We start from the raw sequence: 14,768 nt of genomic DNA on the forward strand, positions 1-14,768 counted from the left end.
ATTGAAGCATCACACCGCTTCGGAGCCCCGCCGCCGTCGCGCCGCGACGACCGCGCCCGCGCCCGCCGCCAGCGCCACGCCCGCCGCGCCCAGCAGCGCGGTGGAAGGGACGGAGGAGCCGGTGGCCGCGAGCGTGCCGGTGCCGCCGCCGACCGTGCCCCCGCCGCCCACCGAGCCGGACCCGGTCGTGCCGGTGCCCGTCGCGCCCGTGCCTGACGTACCCGTACCGCCCGCCTCTCCGCCGTCGGCCTCCGGCAGGGTGGCACCCGCCTTGGAGGCGAGGGTGACCGTCACCGGGTCGAGCTTCTCGCCCGGCTTGTACGGGGAGCCGGTCGTGTCGTTGGCGAACTGCTCCGCGCCCGCGGCCGTGAGGGTCGCCGGCACCTTGTCGAGGTGCACGACGTCGTTCTTGGGCCGGTAGGAGACCCCGGACAGGTCGAGCGCCGCGAACCGCACGTCGTTGTTGGTGCCCTTGGGCGTGGTGACGTCGGCGAGCAGCGTGCCCTTGGCACCGTTCGCCCGCACCTTGAGGTCGCTGAACTTCATGTCGATGCCGTGCGCCTTGTACGTGAAGCGGACGCTGCCGCCGAAGGAGGCGTCGATCTTCTTCGCGCCGGAGTCCAGGTCGGCCTTGGCGTAGGGGAACCGGTACCCGTCGGAGATCTTCTTCGCACCACCCGCGACGGTCGCCTCGCCGCCGGTGGAGATGTACGTGCGGAAGGACTCCTTCAGCCCCCAGGACAGCGAGCCGTCGACGACACCGGCGGGCTGCCGCGGCTCGGGGCGCTCGGACGGCTTGGAGGGCTTGGACGGCTTGGACGGCTTGGACGGCTTCGGAGGCTTGGGCGTCTCGGCGGGCTTCGTCGGTTCCGTGGGCGTGGAGGGTTCGGTGGGCTTCCCGGGCACGGGCCCGCCCGGCGTCACCGTGAGCGTGGCCGGGTCCAGCTGCGCACCCTTCTCGTACATGCCGTTGAACGCCTTCGCGCCCTTCTCGGTGAGCGTCGTCGGTATGTCCTTGAAGACCATCGCACCGCCTTCGCCCCCGCCCTGCCCCGGGCGGACCGCGCTCAGGTCGAGCCGGGCCAGGTCGATGTCGTTCTGCACGGCGCCGTTGAGGGTCACGTCGGCCCGGATCGCGCCGGTCTTCCCCTGGGTACGGACCTTGACGTCGGCGATGCTGATGTCGAACTTGTGCAGCGCGGAGGTGAAGCGGACGCTTCCCTTGAAGGCGGTGTCGGTGGCGTGCGTGCCCGTGTCGTACGTCCCCAGGCCACCGGAGAACGTGAACACCCCGTTGTCCGCGGCCTGCGTGGCCCCGCCCTTGGCCTCGATCTTGCCGTGGGCCATGCCCATGACGTATTTGCGGAAGGACTCCTTCACGCCCCACTGGAGCGTGCCGTCCTTCAGCTCCAGCTTCGGCGGGGCGGGCTTCTCGGCACCGCGGTCGGCGGCGAGCGCGGGCAGCGTCAGGACGCTCGCGCCGAGGGCGACAGCGGTCGCGACGGCTGCCGCGAGGGTCATGGGACGACGGGTGGCGGCCATGATCAGGCTTCTCCTTGGGAGAGAGGGTGAGGGGGGGTGAGGGGGACCAGCGGGGTGCGGGCGGGGGGTCAGGATGCGTCGGCGGGCGGCGTGTCCGTCCCCGTCGACCCGCGCCTCTTGCGTACGAACCCGAGAGCGACCGCCGCGGCGAGCAGCACCGCGACGCCCGCGCCGACACCGATGGGCACGGCGTTCGACGAGGAGTCGGCGGAGTCCGCGGCGTTCTCGGTCTTCGGCCGCGCGTGCTTCTCCGGGGCGGGTTCCGGAGCCGCGGACGAGCCGAGGTCGGGCAGCGCGGGCAGCTTCGCCTGCGTGTCGAGGGCGACGGCGAGCGACAGGGGGTCCATCGAGGAGCCCGCCTTGTACATGCCGCCGAAGGCCTCGGCGCCCTCGGCGGTGAGCTTCGACGGCACCTCGGTGAGGGAGACGAGGCCGTCCTCCGGCTTCAACTCCTTCTCCGCCGCCGGGAAGGTGACGAGCGGGGCGTCCTTCAGGGTGGTGCCGCGGTCGCCCTTGCTCACGACGTCCGCCGACAGCGTGCCCTTGCCGTCCCGCACGTCGACGGTGATCCCGGCGAGCGTCAGGTCGAGGCCGTGCGCCCCGGTGAAGCGCACGGATCCGGCGAAGTCCGCGGCGAGAGTGTGCTTCTTCTCGTCGTACGTGCCCTCGCCCTTCGGGAAGCGGAAGAGCGCGCCGCCGTCCTGGGCACCGGCGGACAGTTTCCATTCGCCCTTGGCGATGGGCCCGGTGACGTACTCGCGGAAGGTGCGGCGCACACCCCAGTCGACGGCGGCGTTCTCGATGCGCCCCGCCTTCTCCCCCGATGTCGCCGCACGGCGCGAAGGAGCCTGCTCGGGTTCGGACTTGGGCGCGCTCTTCGTGACGAGGTCCGTCGACAGGCTCACCGGGTCGAGTGCGGTGCCCGCCGTGTAGTACCCGGCGAACGCCTCGGCGCCCTGTGACGTGAGCGTCGCGGGGATGTTGTCGAGGGCGATCGGCCCCGTGCCGCCCTTCATGTCGATGCCGGAGACATTGAGGGAGGCGAGCGGCACCCGCGGGGTCGACGTGATCTTGCCGGTGCCCTTCTGCTTGCTCACCATGTCGGCGTAGAGCGTGCCGGAGCCGCCCGAGACCTTCACGGTGGGGCGGCTGATCGTGAGGTCGAGCTCGTACGAGCCGCCCTTCTTGTGGCCGGTGAAGCGCACCCCTCCCGAGAACCCGGCGGTGAACGTCCCGCTGTCCGGGTCGTACGAGCCCTTCGCGGAGTGGAAGCGGAACCGGCTGCCGCCGACCGTGGCGGCGCCCCCTTGCAGGGTCGAAGCGCCGTGGGCGATGGGTCCGGTGACGTAGCTCTGGAAGGAGGACTTGATGCCCCAGTCGAGCCGGCCGCCCCGGACCGTGCGGTCGTCGGCGCGCGCGGTGGCCACCGGGAGCAGGGCTCCGGTCAGGGCGGCGAGCGCGGCCACGGTTCCTGCGCGGCGGATGGCGCGCGCCTGTCCGGACGACGGCATGGGGGGCTCCTCCAGGTCTGACAGGGCCTAGCTAATTAGGTAAGGCTAACCTAAACTACGATCACTCCGGACTGGAAGACCTCAACCGGAATCCGGCCGCACGTCGGCCGGTACCGGCCGGACCCGGGCACGGGTGCGGACATCAACTACGCGACAGGACGGTGGACTTCGGTGCGTATGGCGCGCTCTCTCCGTATCGCCGGCGCATGGGCCGCCGTGCTCGCGCTCGGTCTGACCGGGTGCGGGACGTCGGACGACGGCGGCGGGCGGACACCGAAGACGGGCGCGGAGGCGGCGGCCTCGGCGCCCGACCGGGTCGAACCGCTCGGGACCCGGCCGAAGGCCGAACTCCCCGCCACCGTCACCTCCGCCGACGGCCACCGGGTGACGGTGCGGGACACCAGCCGCATCGTGCCGCTCACCGGCAGCCTGAACGAGATCGTCTTCACCCTGGGCCTCGGCGACAACGTCGTCGCCCGCGACATCACCGCAACCTTCGAGCAGGCGAGAAAACTGCCGGTGGTGACACGTGCGCACGACGTCTCGGCGGAGAGCGTGCTCTCGCTCGAACCGACCGTCGTCCTCGCCGACTCCACCACCGGACCGGCCGAGGCCGTCGACCAGATCCGCGACACGGGCATCCCCCTCGTCGTGTTCGACCCGGCGAAGGGTCTCGACGACGTGGGCCCGCGCATCGACGCGGTGGCGAAGGCCCTGGGCGTCGAGAAGGCGGGCGCCGAGCTGACCGCGCGCACCGAGCGGCGGATCGCCGAGGTCCGGGCGGACATCCCCGGCGGAACCCGCGGGAAGAAGCCGCGGGTCGCCTTCCTCTACCTGCGCGGCTCCGCCTCCGTCTATCTCCTCGGCGGCCGTGAGTCCGGGGCGAGTTCGCTCCTGGAGGCGGCGGGCGCGGTCGACGCGGGCAAGGAGTCCGGGCTGAAGAAGGACTTCACCGCGATCACCAGCGAGGCGCTCGCCAAGGCGGCGCCGGACGCGATCCTCGTGATGACGAAGGGCCTGGACTCGGTGGGCGGCGTCGACGGGCTCCTGAAGGTGCCGGGCGTCGCCGAGACCCCCGCGGGCCTGGACCGCCGCGTCGTCTCTGTCGACGACGGTGTCCTCCTCAACTACGGGCCACGCACCGACCGGGTCCTGAAGTCCCTCGTCAAGCAGTTGTACGAGGACGGCTCCGCATGAGCCTGCTGACCGGACCCGGAACCCGAGAGACCGCTCCCCCGGCCGCGGAGAAGTCCCCCCGGCCCCGCCGCGGCGCCGCCGTCCCCCTCACCGTCGGTCTCGTCGCCGCCCTCGTCGTCCTGTGTCTGGTCTCCGCCGGCGTCGGCGCGTACGACATCCCGCTCGGCGACGTCGTCTCCTCCGTGCGGCACCGCACGGGACTCGGCGGGTCCGCGCTCGACCGGGTCGGCGAGAGCGTGCTGTGGAACGTGCGGCTGCCGCGCGTCGTGCTCGCCCTCCTCGTCGGCGCCTCGCTGGGCTGCGCGGGCGCGCTGATGCAGGGCGTGTTCGGCAATCCGCTCGCCGAACCCGGCGTGATCGGGATCTCGTCGGGCGCCGCTGTCGGCGCCGTCGCCTCCATCGCGCTCGGCTTCTCCTTCTTCGGCAACTGGACCGTCACCGTCTGCGCGTTCGTCGCCGGGCTCGCGACGGTCCTGCTCGTGTACGCCATGTCGCGCGAGGGCGGCCGCACGGAGGTCGTCACGCTGATCCTCACCGGCATCGCCGTGAACGCCTTCGCGGGCGCCCTCATCGGCCTGTGCATCTTCTTCGCGGACAACGCGCAGATCAGCCAGATCACGTTCTGGCAGCTCGGCTCGCTCGCACAGGCGACGTGGCCGAAGGTCCTCGCCGTGCTGCCGTGCGCGCTCCTCGGTCTCGCCGTCGCGCCGCTGTACTCCCGGAAGCTGGACCTCCTCGCCCTCGGCGAACGGCCCGCGAGACATCTGGGCGTGGACGTGGAAAGGCTGCGGCTCGTCCTGGTCCTCGTGGTGGCGCTGCTGACCGCGGCGGCCGTGTCCGTCGCCGGGATCATCACCTTCGTCGGCCTCCTCGTCCCCCATCTGCTGAGGATGGCCGCGGGCCCCGGGCACCGCTTCCTCGTGCCCGGGAGCGCGCTCGGCGGTGCGCTGGTCCTCGTCGCGGCCGATCTGGCCGCACGCACGGTGGCCGCGCCCGCCGAGCTGCCGCTCGGTGTGCTGACCGCGCTCTTCGGCAGCCCGTTCTTCTTCTGGCTGCTCCGCAGGACCCGTCGCAGGCAAGGGGGCTGGGCATGATCGGACAGCTGGGCAGGAGGCTCTTCGCAGCCCGCGACCGGGCACTGCCCGCACCGTCCGCTCCGGGCGACGTCCTCGCCGAGGCCGCGGGGCTGCGGGTGCGGCTCGGCGGGCGGGACGTGCTGGGCGGGGAGCCCGGCGGGACACCCGGCGGGGTGTCGCTCGCGATCCGCGCGGGTGAGGTGCTCGCGCTCGTCGGGCCCAACGGCGCGGGGAAGTCGACCCTGCTGGCCGCGCTCGCCGCCGATCTGCCGCCCGCCGAAGGGGTCGTACGTGTCTGCGGCAGGCCCGCCGCCGACTGGCCCGCCCGGGAGCTCGCGCTGCGCAGGGCCGTGCTGCCGCAGTCCGCCGCGCTGTCCTTCCCCTTCCCCGTCGAGGACGTCGTCCGCATGGGCCGCGCGCCCTGGGCCGGGACCCGCGCCGCGGACGACGACGACCGGATCGTGCGCGAGGCGATGGCGGCCACCGAGGTCACGGAGTTCGCCGCGCGCCCCTTCTCCGCGCTCAGCGGCGGCGAGCGGGCCCGGGTCGCGCTGGCCCGCGTCCTCGCCCAGCGCACCCCCCTGCTCCTGCTCGACGAGCCGACCGCCGCCCTCGACCTGCGCCACCAGGAGCTGGTCCTGCGGATCTGCCGGGACCGGGCGGCGTCCGGCGACGCGGTCGTGGTGGTCCTGCACGACCTGGGGCTCGCGGGAGCGTACGCGGACCGGGTCGCGGTGCTGCGCGGCGGAACCGTCGCGGCGGAGGGCGCCCCCCGCGACGTATTCGAGGGAGCACTGCTCTCCGAGGTGTACCGGCAGCCCGTCGAGGTCTTCCCGCACCCGCGCACCGGCGCCCCCGTGGTCGCTCCGCTCCGGAACGCCTGACGGGAACCGCCGCGGGTCGTGGCCACTCTTCCCGGTGGGGCGGGAGCCGGTCACCGGGGAGGCGTCGGGCGATGTTCGAGAACTATCTGGCCGGGTTGCGGGGCGGTCTCGCGGCGGGCGTGGTCGCCTGCCTGCTCCTCGCGTACGGGGTGCGGAGCGGGCGGCGCGACGTGCTGCGGCCGGTGCGGGCCGGGACCGGGTCGGGGGCGGCGCTGGTGCTCGGCCTCGGCTGGGCGTTCACCTTCGGCCCGGCCGAACTGACGCCGCGGGCACGGGAGACGCTCGGCGGCATGGCAGCGGTCGCCGTCGTGGCGCTGCTGACCTGGGCGGGGCTGCGGGCCCGGCGGCCCGCACGGCATGCCGGGGCCGTGCTCGCCGCCGCGGCATTCCTCTCCGTGGTGCGGGAGGGGCTGGACACCGCCCTGTTCGTGGGCGCTTCGGTGCGGGCGTCCCTGGACGGGTCGCACGGGCCGCTGCTCGTCGTACTGCTCGGGCTGCTCACCGCGCTCGTGCCCGTCCTGCTGTTGTACCGGGGCGCGGTCCGTGTCCGGTCCGCCCAACTGCTCCCGCGGGTCGGGGTGCTGTCCGTCCTCGTGGTGGCGGGCGTCCTCGCGCACGGCGTGTTCCGCCTGCAGGAAGGGGACGTTCTGGGCGGTCCGCGCGGCACGGCGTTCGACGTCGGCACGCTCGTCCCGCCGGACAGCTGGTACGGCGCGTTCCTGGCCGGCGCCCTCGGCTTCCGGCCCGACCCGACGACGGTGCAGGTCGCGGTCTGGCTGCTGTACGCGGTGCCCGTGCTGATCCTGCTGGTGCGGCGGTGGAGGCGGGGAGAGCAACAGTTCCGGAACAAGGACGACCGCACCGCGAGCGGGTCGAACTCCCGTGCTTATGATCGTCGTTCATCAGTTGATCGACATCCGAGGATCCCCCCATGCGAACCTCCCGATTCGGGAAGAGCCTTGCCACGCTGACCGCGGCCACCGCGGTGGCGCTCGGCGCCTCGCTCATCACCGCTCCGACCGCTTCCGCGGTCGGCGGCAGCGCCTGCACCAAGAACGTCAAGAACCACAACATGATGGTCATCAACGTGGGCGCCACTGCGTACTCGGGCCCCGGCACGAGCTACAGCAAGCGCAAGCGCCTCGAGTGGTTCGACAACGTCTACGTCCGCTGCTACACGGTGAAGCGCGGCACCCAGTGGTACTACGGCGACCTGCCCCGTACCAGCAAGCGCGGCTGGGTCAACGCGACGCTCCTCCAGGAGATCTGACCCGCACCCCGCACCCTTTGCCGGGCCCGATAAGGTTCGGGCCCGGGAAGGGGTAGGTGGAGGAATTCCGATGAGCAACGTTCGCAGGGCCCGGCGTCTCCGCGGTCCCGTCATGGTGTCGGCGGCGGTGACGGCACTCGCGCTCACGGCGAGCGGATGCGTGACCGTGCACGGCGAGCGGGAGATCGTTCCCAACGCCACGAAGCCGGAGGCGGAGCGCGCCCTCAAGGACTTCCTCAAGGCGTACAACGCGGCGGACAAGGCGTACGACCCGGCCCTGGACGCCCCCCGCATCACCGGGCCGCTCGGCGCCATCAACCAGGGCGGCCTGAAGTCGCGGCGCGTGCAGCACCCGGACGGCAACGCGGGGCACGTACCGCTCGAACTCACCGACGCGACCTACTCGATCCCGAAGAAGGCCGGCTGGCCGCGCTGGTTCATGGCCGACACGAAGGCCAACCGCCGCTCGGACCTGCGCTGGCTGTGGGTGTTCACGAAGAGCGGCCCCGACCAGCTGTGGCGGGCCACCTACCTGAACCTCGTGTCGCCGCAGAAGATGCCGGAGCTGAAGAAGGACGAGGACGGCTGGGCCGTGCCGGTGGCGCCGACCGCGAAGGATCTCGCGATGGCCCCCACGGACCTCGGCGAGCAGTACACGACGTACCTGAAGTCGGGCGGCGACGGCTTCGCGCCGGGCGATCACACGACGCGCTGGAAGGCGTTCCGCGAGCGCAACAGCAAACGGGCCGGCCTCGCCGTGCAGTACGTCGACGAGCCGCGCAACGACGGCGCGTTCGCGCCGCTGGGCCTGCGCACCGAGGACGGCGGCGCGCTGATGTTCTTCTCCACGCACCACTACGAGAAGCAGACCGCGTTCAAGGGCCTCAGCCCGAAGGTCGACGCGGACGCGAAGGCGCTGCTCAAGGGCACGGTGCGGCAGACCGTGATGCTGGAGCGGGTCTCCAACCAGGTGGTCGTCGACCCGAAGAAGACCGCGCGGGGCGCCAAGGGCGCGGACGGCGGCAAGGTGGCGTTCCTCGGCCGCATCCAGGGCCTTACGGGCGCGAAGGGCGAGTAGGCCCGGCCCCCTTCAGCCCCGCAACGGCCAGGCCGCGATGTCCTCTTGGGGCTCCCCCGCGACCCGGGCGCACTCGTCGGTGAGCGTCGCGAGGAGCGTCAGCGGGTCCGGCAGCGGGTGCTCGGGGCCGCGCAGCCAGCGCACCTCCAGGTCACCGGGGAGCCGGGCGGGCGGCACGAGGACGTAGGAGCCCCGGCAGTGCCAGCGCAGGCCCGGGTGTTCGTCCATCGTCTCGGGGTGGCAGTCCAGCTCGCAGGGCCACCACTCGTCCTCGTCCTCGGGGGTGCCGCGGGTCGCGGTGAAGAAGAGGAGCCTGCCGTGTCCGTTGCTGCCGCCGGACTCTGCGACGGGGCCGACCTCGATGCCGGCCGCGAGGAGCCGCTCCAGGGCTTCGAGGCCCGCGTCCAGCGGTACGTCGAGGACGTCGTGGACCATGCCGGTCGCGGTGATGAAGTTGGCCTGGGGCTGGTGGCGTGCCCACCGCTCGATCTGGCCGCGGTCGGTCGTGGACTGCGTCTGCCAGGCGAAGGAGACGGGGTGCCTGGCCGGTGTGGGGCAGCCGATGCGGTCGCAGGAACATCGGTACCCCGACGGATACGCGGCGGGCGCGAGGGGCAGCCCGGCCCCCGCGGCGGCGAGGAGCAGCTCCTCGCGGGCCCGGTCATCCGCCGATGTGTCCTTGGGACTCCGCCGGAGCCACTGGGAAATCCTGCTCCGCCCGCCGGACCGGCTGCCGAACTCCACGCCCATCTAGCCCCTCACCTCGCCGTTGTGCCGAAAGCATGACCCCATGGTCGCACCATCCTGCGCCTCGGGGGGCCGGAGCTCACATCCGGGGTCTCCGGGGGGCATGCCAGCCTGTGGGTGACATAGCGGCCTATTGCAGTGCAAGGAGGGATGTACCGGCCTACCGTGGTCGCCATGGTCATCAGGACTGTGCTGACGGGGCTCACGGCGCTCACCCTCACGGCACCGAACGGCTTCCTCGCCCCGATCGAGTGGGGCGGCGGGCCCCTGACCGTGGACGCGCTCCCCCGCGTCGTCTACACGGCGCACCGCGGCGGAGCCCTGGAGGTGCCGGAGAACAGCATGTCGGGCCTCCTCGCGGCCTATGAACGCGGCACGGCGCAGGTCATCGACTTCGATACGCGGATGCTGCGCGACGGCACGCTGGTGGTCATGCACGACGACACCGTGGACCGCACCACGTACGCGTCGGGTTCGGTCCGCACCATGGACCGGTGGGACTGGCTGGCCGTCCGGCTGCGGCCGGGGGCGGCGCTGCCGGGCAACTGGCGCCCGGAGCGGCCGCCGACGGTCGCGGAGGTCCTCGACCGGTTCGGCGGGAAGATCATGCTGATGCTGGAGGCCAAGGACCCCAGGAGCCTCGATCCGCTCGCCCGGCTGATCCGCTCGCGCAAGCTGACCCGCTCGGTGTTCGTGAACACCAACGACCCGGCGGTCGCCCGGCGTGCCCACCGGCTGGGCCTGCTGGCCCAGCTGTGGCGTTCCCGGCGGCAGATGCTCACCGACCGTCCCGAGGGGTGGGCGGCGTTCGTGGACGTCCTGGACGTGGACTACAAGGCGCGCGACGGCGACCTGCTGCGGGCCGTGAACTCGGGCATCCCCCGGGTGTGGGCGCACACGGTGACCAAGCCGAAGCAGCGCGACCGGGTGCTGTGGCTCGGCTGCAACGGCGTGATCACGGACGCCCCGGGCCTGCTCTCGCGGACGCCGGTCAAGAAGTACAAGCCGGTGAGGGCGGGCGGGCCCGTCCGGCGCTGAGAGCCTGTCCTTGAACCCGGTCAGGAGGTCTCGGGGCGGGGGGCGATGCCGTAGAGGGCGTACTCCACGAGTTTGTCGGCGTAGTCGTGGGTGAGGGGGCCCGAGCGCATGAGCCAGCGCTGGGCGAGGGGGCCGGCCCACAGTTCGAGGGCGATGCGGGGGTCGACGCCGGGGGCGACCTGGCCGGCGTCGCGGGCCTGCTCGACGCGCTTCACGTAGAGCTGGAGCTGCGGCTCCAGGAGCTTCTCGACGAATTCTGCGCCCAGCTCGGGGTTGAGCAGTCCCTCGGCGGCGAGCGCGCGGTAGGGGGCGTCGTACTTGGCGTCGTTGAACTCGTCGACGGTGGCCCGCAGCACGTACTTGAGGTCGGCCTCCAGGTCACCGGAGTTCGGGATCTCGCTCTGGATCTCGGCCTGACCCGCGTTCTCGCCGGCGGCGCGGGCGGCTTGGTCGCCGAGGTCGAGGAAGGCGTCGAGCAGGACGGCGCCCTTGGACGTCCACCAGCGGTAGATCGTCTGCTTGCCGACGCCCGCGCGGGCGGCGATGGCCTCGATCGTGAGCTTCGCGTAGCCGACCTCGGTGACGAGGGCGAGGGCGGCGTCGTAGATCGCGCGGCGCGAGCGTTCGCTGCGGCGCGTGGAGTCGGGGGGAGTCTTCTGGGCCATACGTCGAATGTAGCAGCGGGCGAGCCGAGACGTCCCGTCTCGCAAAACGCCCGCAGAGGACGCGGCGAGGCGCGCGGGAGACCGTGCGGTATGGCACGGATGGTGCGGTGACCATTTCGGCAACCACCCGTTCGGTGCACAGCGCGAAGGCCTCCCACACCGCACTATGGGCATCAACTGCCCCACCAAGGGCAGCACATGACCCTGCGGTACGTGAGGAGCCTTCTTTGTCCCGCAATCCTCGCTCTCCTCGGCGCGCCACACCCCGGCGCTATCTGATGTGCCCACCGGCACACTTCAAGGTCACCTACTCCATCAACCCCTGGATGGACCCCGCCAAGCCGGTCGACGTCCCCCTCGCCGTCGCCCAGTGGGAGGACCTGCGCGACCGCTACCGCTCGCTCGGCCACACCGTCGAGGAGCTCACCCCGCGGCCGGGCCTGCCGGACATGGTCTACGCGGCGAACGGCGCGACCGTCGTCGGGGGCCGCGTGCTCGGCGCCCGCTTCGCCTACGCCGAGCGCGAGCAGGAAGCCGTGGCCCACCTGGAGTGGTTCCGCGCCCACGGCTTCACCGAGATCCACGAACCGGTCCACATCAACGAGGGCGAGGGCGACTTCGCCGTCACCGCCTCCTACGTCCTGGCCGGCCGCGGCTTCCGGGCCAGCCCGCTCTCCCACGGCGAGGCACAGGAGTGCTTCGGCCGCCCGGTCATCGGCCTCGACCTCGTCGACCCCCGCTACTACCACCTGGACACCGCGCTCGCCGTCCTCGACGACGCGGCGGACGAGGTCATGTACTACCCGCCCGCCTTCTCCCCGGGCAGCCGCGCGGTCCTGCGGCGGCTCTTCCCCGACGCGCTGATCGCCGAGGAGCCCGACGCCGAGGCGCTCGGGCTCAACGCCGTGTCCGACGGACTCCACGTGCTGCTCCCGCAGGCCGCGGCGGGGCTCTTCCAGCCGCTGCGCGAGCGCGGCTACGAACCCGTCCCGATGGATCTGAGCGAACTGCTCAAGGGCGGCGGCAGCGTGAAGTGCTGCACGCAGGAGCTGCGGGGCTAGCCGGCCGGACGGCTAGCCCCGCAGGTCGGCCGGGCAGATCCGGCGCGGCTCGTCGTCGCCCTCGATGCGGGCGTCGACGCAGCCGCCCGGCAGCCCGTCGTACGCCTTGGTGCCGAAGTTGGCCGTGACGGTCAGCGTGCCCCCGCCGAACACCGTGCGCTGGACCGTGTTGTCGGCGGTCAGGCGGCGATACGAGGTGAGGGGCTCGGTGCCCGCGGCCTTGTGCAGCGGGGCGAAGTACTTCTGCAGGGCGGCGAGTTCGGCCCCGTGCTGCTTCAGGGACGGACCGTCGAGGACATAGTTGAGGGGCGTGTTGTAGAGCATCGCGGTCAGCGCGCGGTCGGTCTTCTGCTGCGGCAGCTTCTCGTACGAGAGTTCCCAGCGCTCGGCGTTGACGAGCGAGCCGTGCAGTGCGGTCTCGTAGAGCGGCACGCGGTAGCGCGGGTCGTACATCGCCCTGGCGAGGTCGGCGGGCAGGTCGACGGGCTTGAAGAAGATGCCGGGCGCGGCCTCCGGGTAGTAGCCGCCCCACTTCTCGCGGTCCTTCTGGAGCTTCCACAGGCCGTCGGCGACGGGGGTGCCCCCGCCGTGGTCGAAGGCGAGGGCCTGGTTGGCCCAGGCTCCCGCGGTCTCCGAGCCGAGGACGAGGCCGCCCTTCCCGTGCTCGGCGATGCGCTTCATCCGCGCGAGGCGGTTCGTGCGGTCCTTCGCCTTGGTCATGCGGTGGCCCTTGGCGTGGTCCCGGAAGAGTTCGCCGGTGGCGTCCACGTCGAGGAAGTAGCTGTCGGCGCCGTTGGCGACCATGGAGCGGGTACGGTCCGCGAGGTGGTGCCGGCGTGGTTCGGACTGCTCGAAGGCCTGGGAGCTGAGGTAGCAGCCGCGACCGCCGAAGCCGGTCTCGGGCCTGCCCTCGGCGTCCCGCACGCAGTAGTCGGGGTAGACGGTGCCGGGCCAGGCGGAGGTGGGGCTGTCGGCGCTCTTCGGGTCCTGGCCGTTGGCGAAGGAGTCATAGGGGCCGACGAGATAGCCGGCCTTCTTGGCGGCGTCGACCGCCGCCTTGTCCATGGGGTCCGGGCCCGCGTCGTAGCCGAGCCACATCCGGTCGACGCCGAGCTTGCGGAGCTGCCGCACACCCTCCGCTGTGCGGGCGGTGCCCCAGGTGTAGGCGTGGAAGGCGCCGAGGAGCTTCTCCGTGGCCGGGTTCTTCGCGATCTTCCGCTTCAGGCTGCCGAGCCGGCCGCGCTCGGCGAGCCAGGAGCGGTAGTCGGCGGCGGGCGCGACGGCGTTGCCGTCGGTCAGGGCGAACGTGACGGTGTAGGCGCGGGTGCCCTCGCCGCGGTCGAAGGTGTGCTCGGCGGTGGTGCGCAGCCGTCCCTTGTCCGCGGTGAAGGCGAGGTCCGTGCCGATGTCGGTGGGGGTGAGGTAGCTGACGCCGGCCCGCTTGCCGAGGGAGTAGCCCCACAGGGGCAGGGTCAGCCCTTCGCTCATGTCGACGGTGCTGCCCGCGAGTTGTCCTTTCCCCTCCGTCCAGAACGCGTCCCCGACGGGTATGTCCAGGCCTTCGCCGCGCGGCAGTTGCAGGGAGATGGCGGCGGCGTCGGTGCCGGTGACGGGCCAGCTGAGCCTGGTGTCGCGGTGCGCCTTCATGCTCAGGGAGAGGCGGCCGTGGTCGGTGCGCGCGGTGACGTCGATGCCGCGCTCGGGGTAGCTCCAGCGCGCCCGGTCCCTGCCGGTACGGGTCACGGGGCCGGGCTTGCCGAGGTCGGTGCCGGCGGCGTCGGAGAGGGTGAGGTCGCGTCCCGCGCCGGTGCGGGCGCGGACGGCGAGCGTCGCGGTGTCGACGACGGCGGTGCCGCCGTCGAGGGAGAGTTCGACGGCGCGGCCGCGCGGTTGCTCCGCGCCCGCGGTGAAGGCGTAGGTGGTGGCACCCGCGGCGGCGACCGCCAGGGCGATGGACAGGGCGAGGAAACGGGTCTCCGACCGCCTGCGGGCGTGGCCGGGAGAACTGCTCTTGTTCGGCATGGAGCAGTGGATAGTCACCGCCCTTAAGAACCTTCTAAGAACAGGTGCGGATCGGCCACGAACAGGGGCGGTTCAGCCACCTGGCCGACTTCGTGCTAACAATACGAACGCAACACCGCACCACCACAACCAAAAAGTCGGGCCCCACCGGGGCCCAGGGGGAAGAAGAGGTATCAGCGCAGTGAACCGCATGCGCACGTCCGCCGCAGTCCTGGCCACCGCGGGGGCGCTCACCGCCGCTCAGCTGGGCCTGGCCGGGTCCGCTTCCGCGGCGTCCGGGCCGACCGTCAAGTCCGCGCCGCGGGCCGCCAACGGCTGCCCGATCGACATCGTCTACCCGAAGCGCTTCTCGTACGACCGGTACGGGAACGTGACCAACGGTGGCCTGTACTTCGGCATCAAGAGCAAGACGACGAAGAGCATCAAGAAGGTCACCTTCACGGTGACCAACACGAAGAACGTCCGCTTCAAGAGGGCGACGCCGACGGGTGGCAAGATCACCCACCGCACGACGAAGACCGTCTCGGTCTACGACAAGACGTTCAAGGGCAAGCAGAAGCTCGGCTTCAAGGTGCAGACCCGGCTGCTCAACACCCGTTCGTTCGGCGTGAAGTTCACGCTGCGCGGGACCGGCTGGAACTGCGCGGTGAACCAGGGGACCTGGGGCCCGAGGTAGT

The 14,768-nt window shown here is 72.1% G+C and carries 14 protein-coding genes; 9 read left to right on the plus strand and 5 right to left on the minus strand.

Features of this window, described 5'->3' with window-relative positions; translation table 11 throughout:
* Positions 1-9 precede the first annotated feature (9 nt).
* Together DEJ47_RS10480 and DEJ47_RS10485 are read right to left on the minus strand one after the other, a co-directional pair.
* Entirely contained in the window at positions 10-1,542 is a 1,533-nt protein-coding gene (locus DEJ47_RS10480) for an HtaA domain-containing protein (RefSeq protein WP_150167141.1), read from the minus strand.
* A 68-nt stretch (positions 1,543-1,610) separates the two neighbouring features.
* On the minus strand, positions 1,611-3,053 hold the full coding sequence (locus DEJ47_RS10485; protein WP_150167143.1) for an HtaA domain-containing protein: 1,443 nt from the start codon (positions 3,051-3,053) through the stop codon (positions 1,611-1,613).
* 177 nt (positions 3,054-3,230) lie between these two features.
* On the opposite strand from DEJ47_RS10485, the gene DEJ47_RS10490 reads away from it, so the two are divergent.
* The 6 genes from DEJ47_RS10490 to DEJ47_RS10515 all read left to right on the plus strand — a co-directional run bounded on the left by DEJ47_RS10490 (position 3,231) and on the right by DEJ47_RS10515 (position 8,558).
* Entirely contained in the window at positions 3,231-4,250 is a 1,020-nt protein-coding gene (locus DEJ47_RS10490) for a hemin ABC transporter substrate-binding protein (RefSeq protein ID WP_150167144.1), read from the plus strand.
* Positions 4,247-5,344: a FecCD family ABC transporter permease gene (locus tag DEJ47_RS10495; protein ID WP_150167146.1), complete on the plus strand. Its 1,098-nt coding sequence runs from the start codon at positions 4,247-4,249 to the stop codon at positions 5,342-5,344. Before DEJ47_RS10490 ends, DEJ47_RS10495 begins: the two co-directional genes overlap by 4 nt.
* Complete coding sequence (locus DEJ47_RS10500) at positions 5,341-6,210, plus strand: heme ABC transporter ATP-binding protein (protein WP_150167149.1); 870 nt, start codon at positions 5,341-5,343, stop codon at positions 6,208-6,210. The genes DEJ47_RS10495 and DEJ47_RS10500 overlap by 4 nt, the downstream gene beginning before the upstream one ends.
* Before the next feature lie 71 nt (positions 6,211-6,281).
* The gene (locus DEJ47_RS10505) at positions 6,282-7,181 is read left to right on the plus strand and encodes an FTR1 family protein (RefSeq protein ID WP_150167151.1); all 900 of its coding nucleotides are present in this window, start codon (positions 6,282-6,284) and stop codon (positions 7,179-7,181) included.
* Complete coding sequence (locus tag DEJ47_RS10510; RefSeq protein ID WP_150167153.1) at positions 7,142-7,480, plus strand: hypothetical protein; 339 nt, start codon at positions 7,142-7,144, stop codon at positions 7,478-7,480. Before DEJ47_RS10505 ends, DEJ47_RS10510 begins: the two co-directional genes overlap by 40 nt.
* Before the next feature lie 70 nt (positions 7,481-7,550).
* Entirely contained in the window at positions 7,551-8,558 is a 1,008-nt protein-coding gene (locus DEJ47_RS10515) for a hypothetical protein (protein ID WP_150167155.1), read from the plus strand.
* Between the two features lie 12 nt (positions 8,559-8,570).
* On the opposite strand, the gene DEJ47_RS10520 is transcribed toward DEJ47_RS10515, so the two are convergent.
* Positions 8,571-9,308 carry a bifunctional DNA primase/polymerase gene (locus tag DEJ47_RS10520; protein ID WP_150167156.1) on the minus strand — a complete coding sequence of 246 codons (738 nt, stop codon included), beginning with the start codon at positions 9,306-9,308 and terminating at the stop codon, positions 8,571-8,573.
* Between the two features lie 171 nt (positions 9,309-9,479).
* Between DEJ47_RS10520 and DEJ47_RS10525 the strand changes: the two genes are divergently transcribed.
* Positions 9,480-10,343 carry a glycerophosphodiester phosphodiesterase gene (locus tag DEJ47_RS10525; RefSeq protein ID WP_150167158.1) on the plus strand — a complete coding sequence of 288 codons (864 nt, stop codon included), beginning with the start codon at positions 9,480-9,482 and terminating at the stop codon, positions 10,341-10,343.
* A gap of 20 nt (positions 10,344-10,363) precedes the next feature.
* Here DEJ47_RS10525 and DEJ47_RS10530 read toward each other — a convergent pair whose 3' ends face one another.
* Positions 10,364-11,008, minus strand: a complete 645-nt coding sequence (locus DEJ47_RS10530; RefSeq protein WP_150167160.1) for a TetR/AcrR family transcriptional regulator — start codon at positions 11,006-11,008, stop codon at positions 10,364-10,366.
* Positions 11,009-11,235: 227 nt separating this feature from the next.
* Here DEJ47_RS10530 and ddaH point away from each other — a divergent pair, with 227 nt between their 5' ends.
* Positions 11,236-12,069 (plus strand): dimethylargininase, encoded by an 834-nt coding sequence (gene ddaH / locus DEJ47_RS10535; RefSeq protein WP_343242341.1) that lies wholly within the window; start codon positions 11,236-11,238, stop codon positions 12,067-12,069.
* A gap of 12 nt (positions 12,070-12,081) precedes the next feature.
* Here ddaH and DEJ47_RS10540 read toward each other — a convergent pair whose 3' ends face one another.
* Positions 12,082-14,091, minus strand: coding sequence for a glycoside hydrolase (locus DEJ47_RS10540; RefSeq protein ID WP_150167162.1), 2,010 nt, complete (start codon positions 14,089-14,091; stop codon positions 12,082-12,084).
* A 190-nt stretch (positions 14,092-14,281) separates the two neighbouring features.
* On the opposite strand from DEJ47_RS10540, the gene DEJ47_RS10545 reads away from it, so the two are divergent.
* A complete protein-coding gene (locus tag DEJ47_RS10545; protein ID WP_202459228.1) occupies positions 14,282-14,767 on the plus strand; it encodes a hypothetical protein in 486 nt (161 codons plus the stop codon).
* The last annotated feature ends 1 nt before the right edge of the window (position 14,768 follow it).

The organism is Streptomyces venezuelae, assembly GCF_008642355.1.
GTDB lineage: Bacteria > Actinomycetota > Actinomycetes > Streptomycetales > Streptomycetaceae > Streptomyces > Streptomyces venezuelae_B.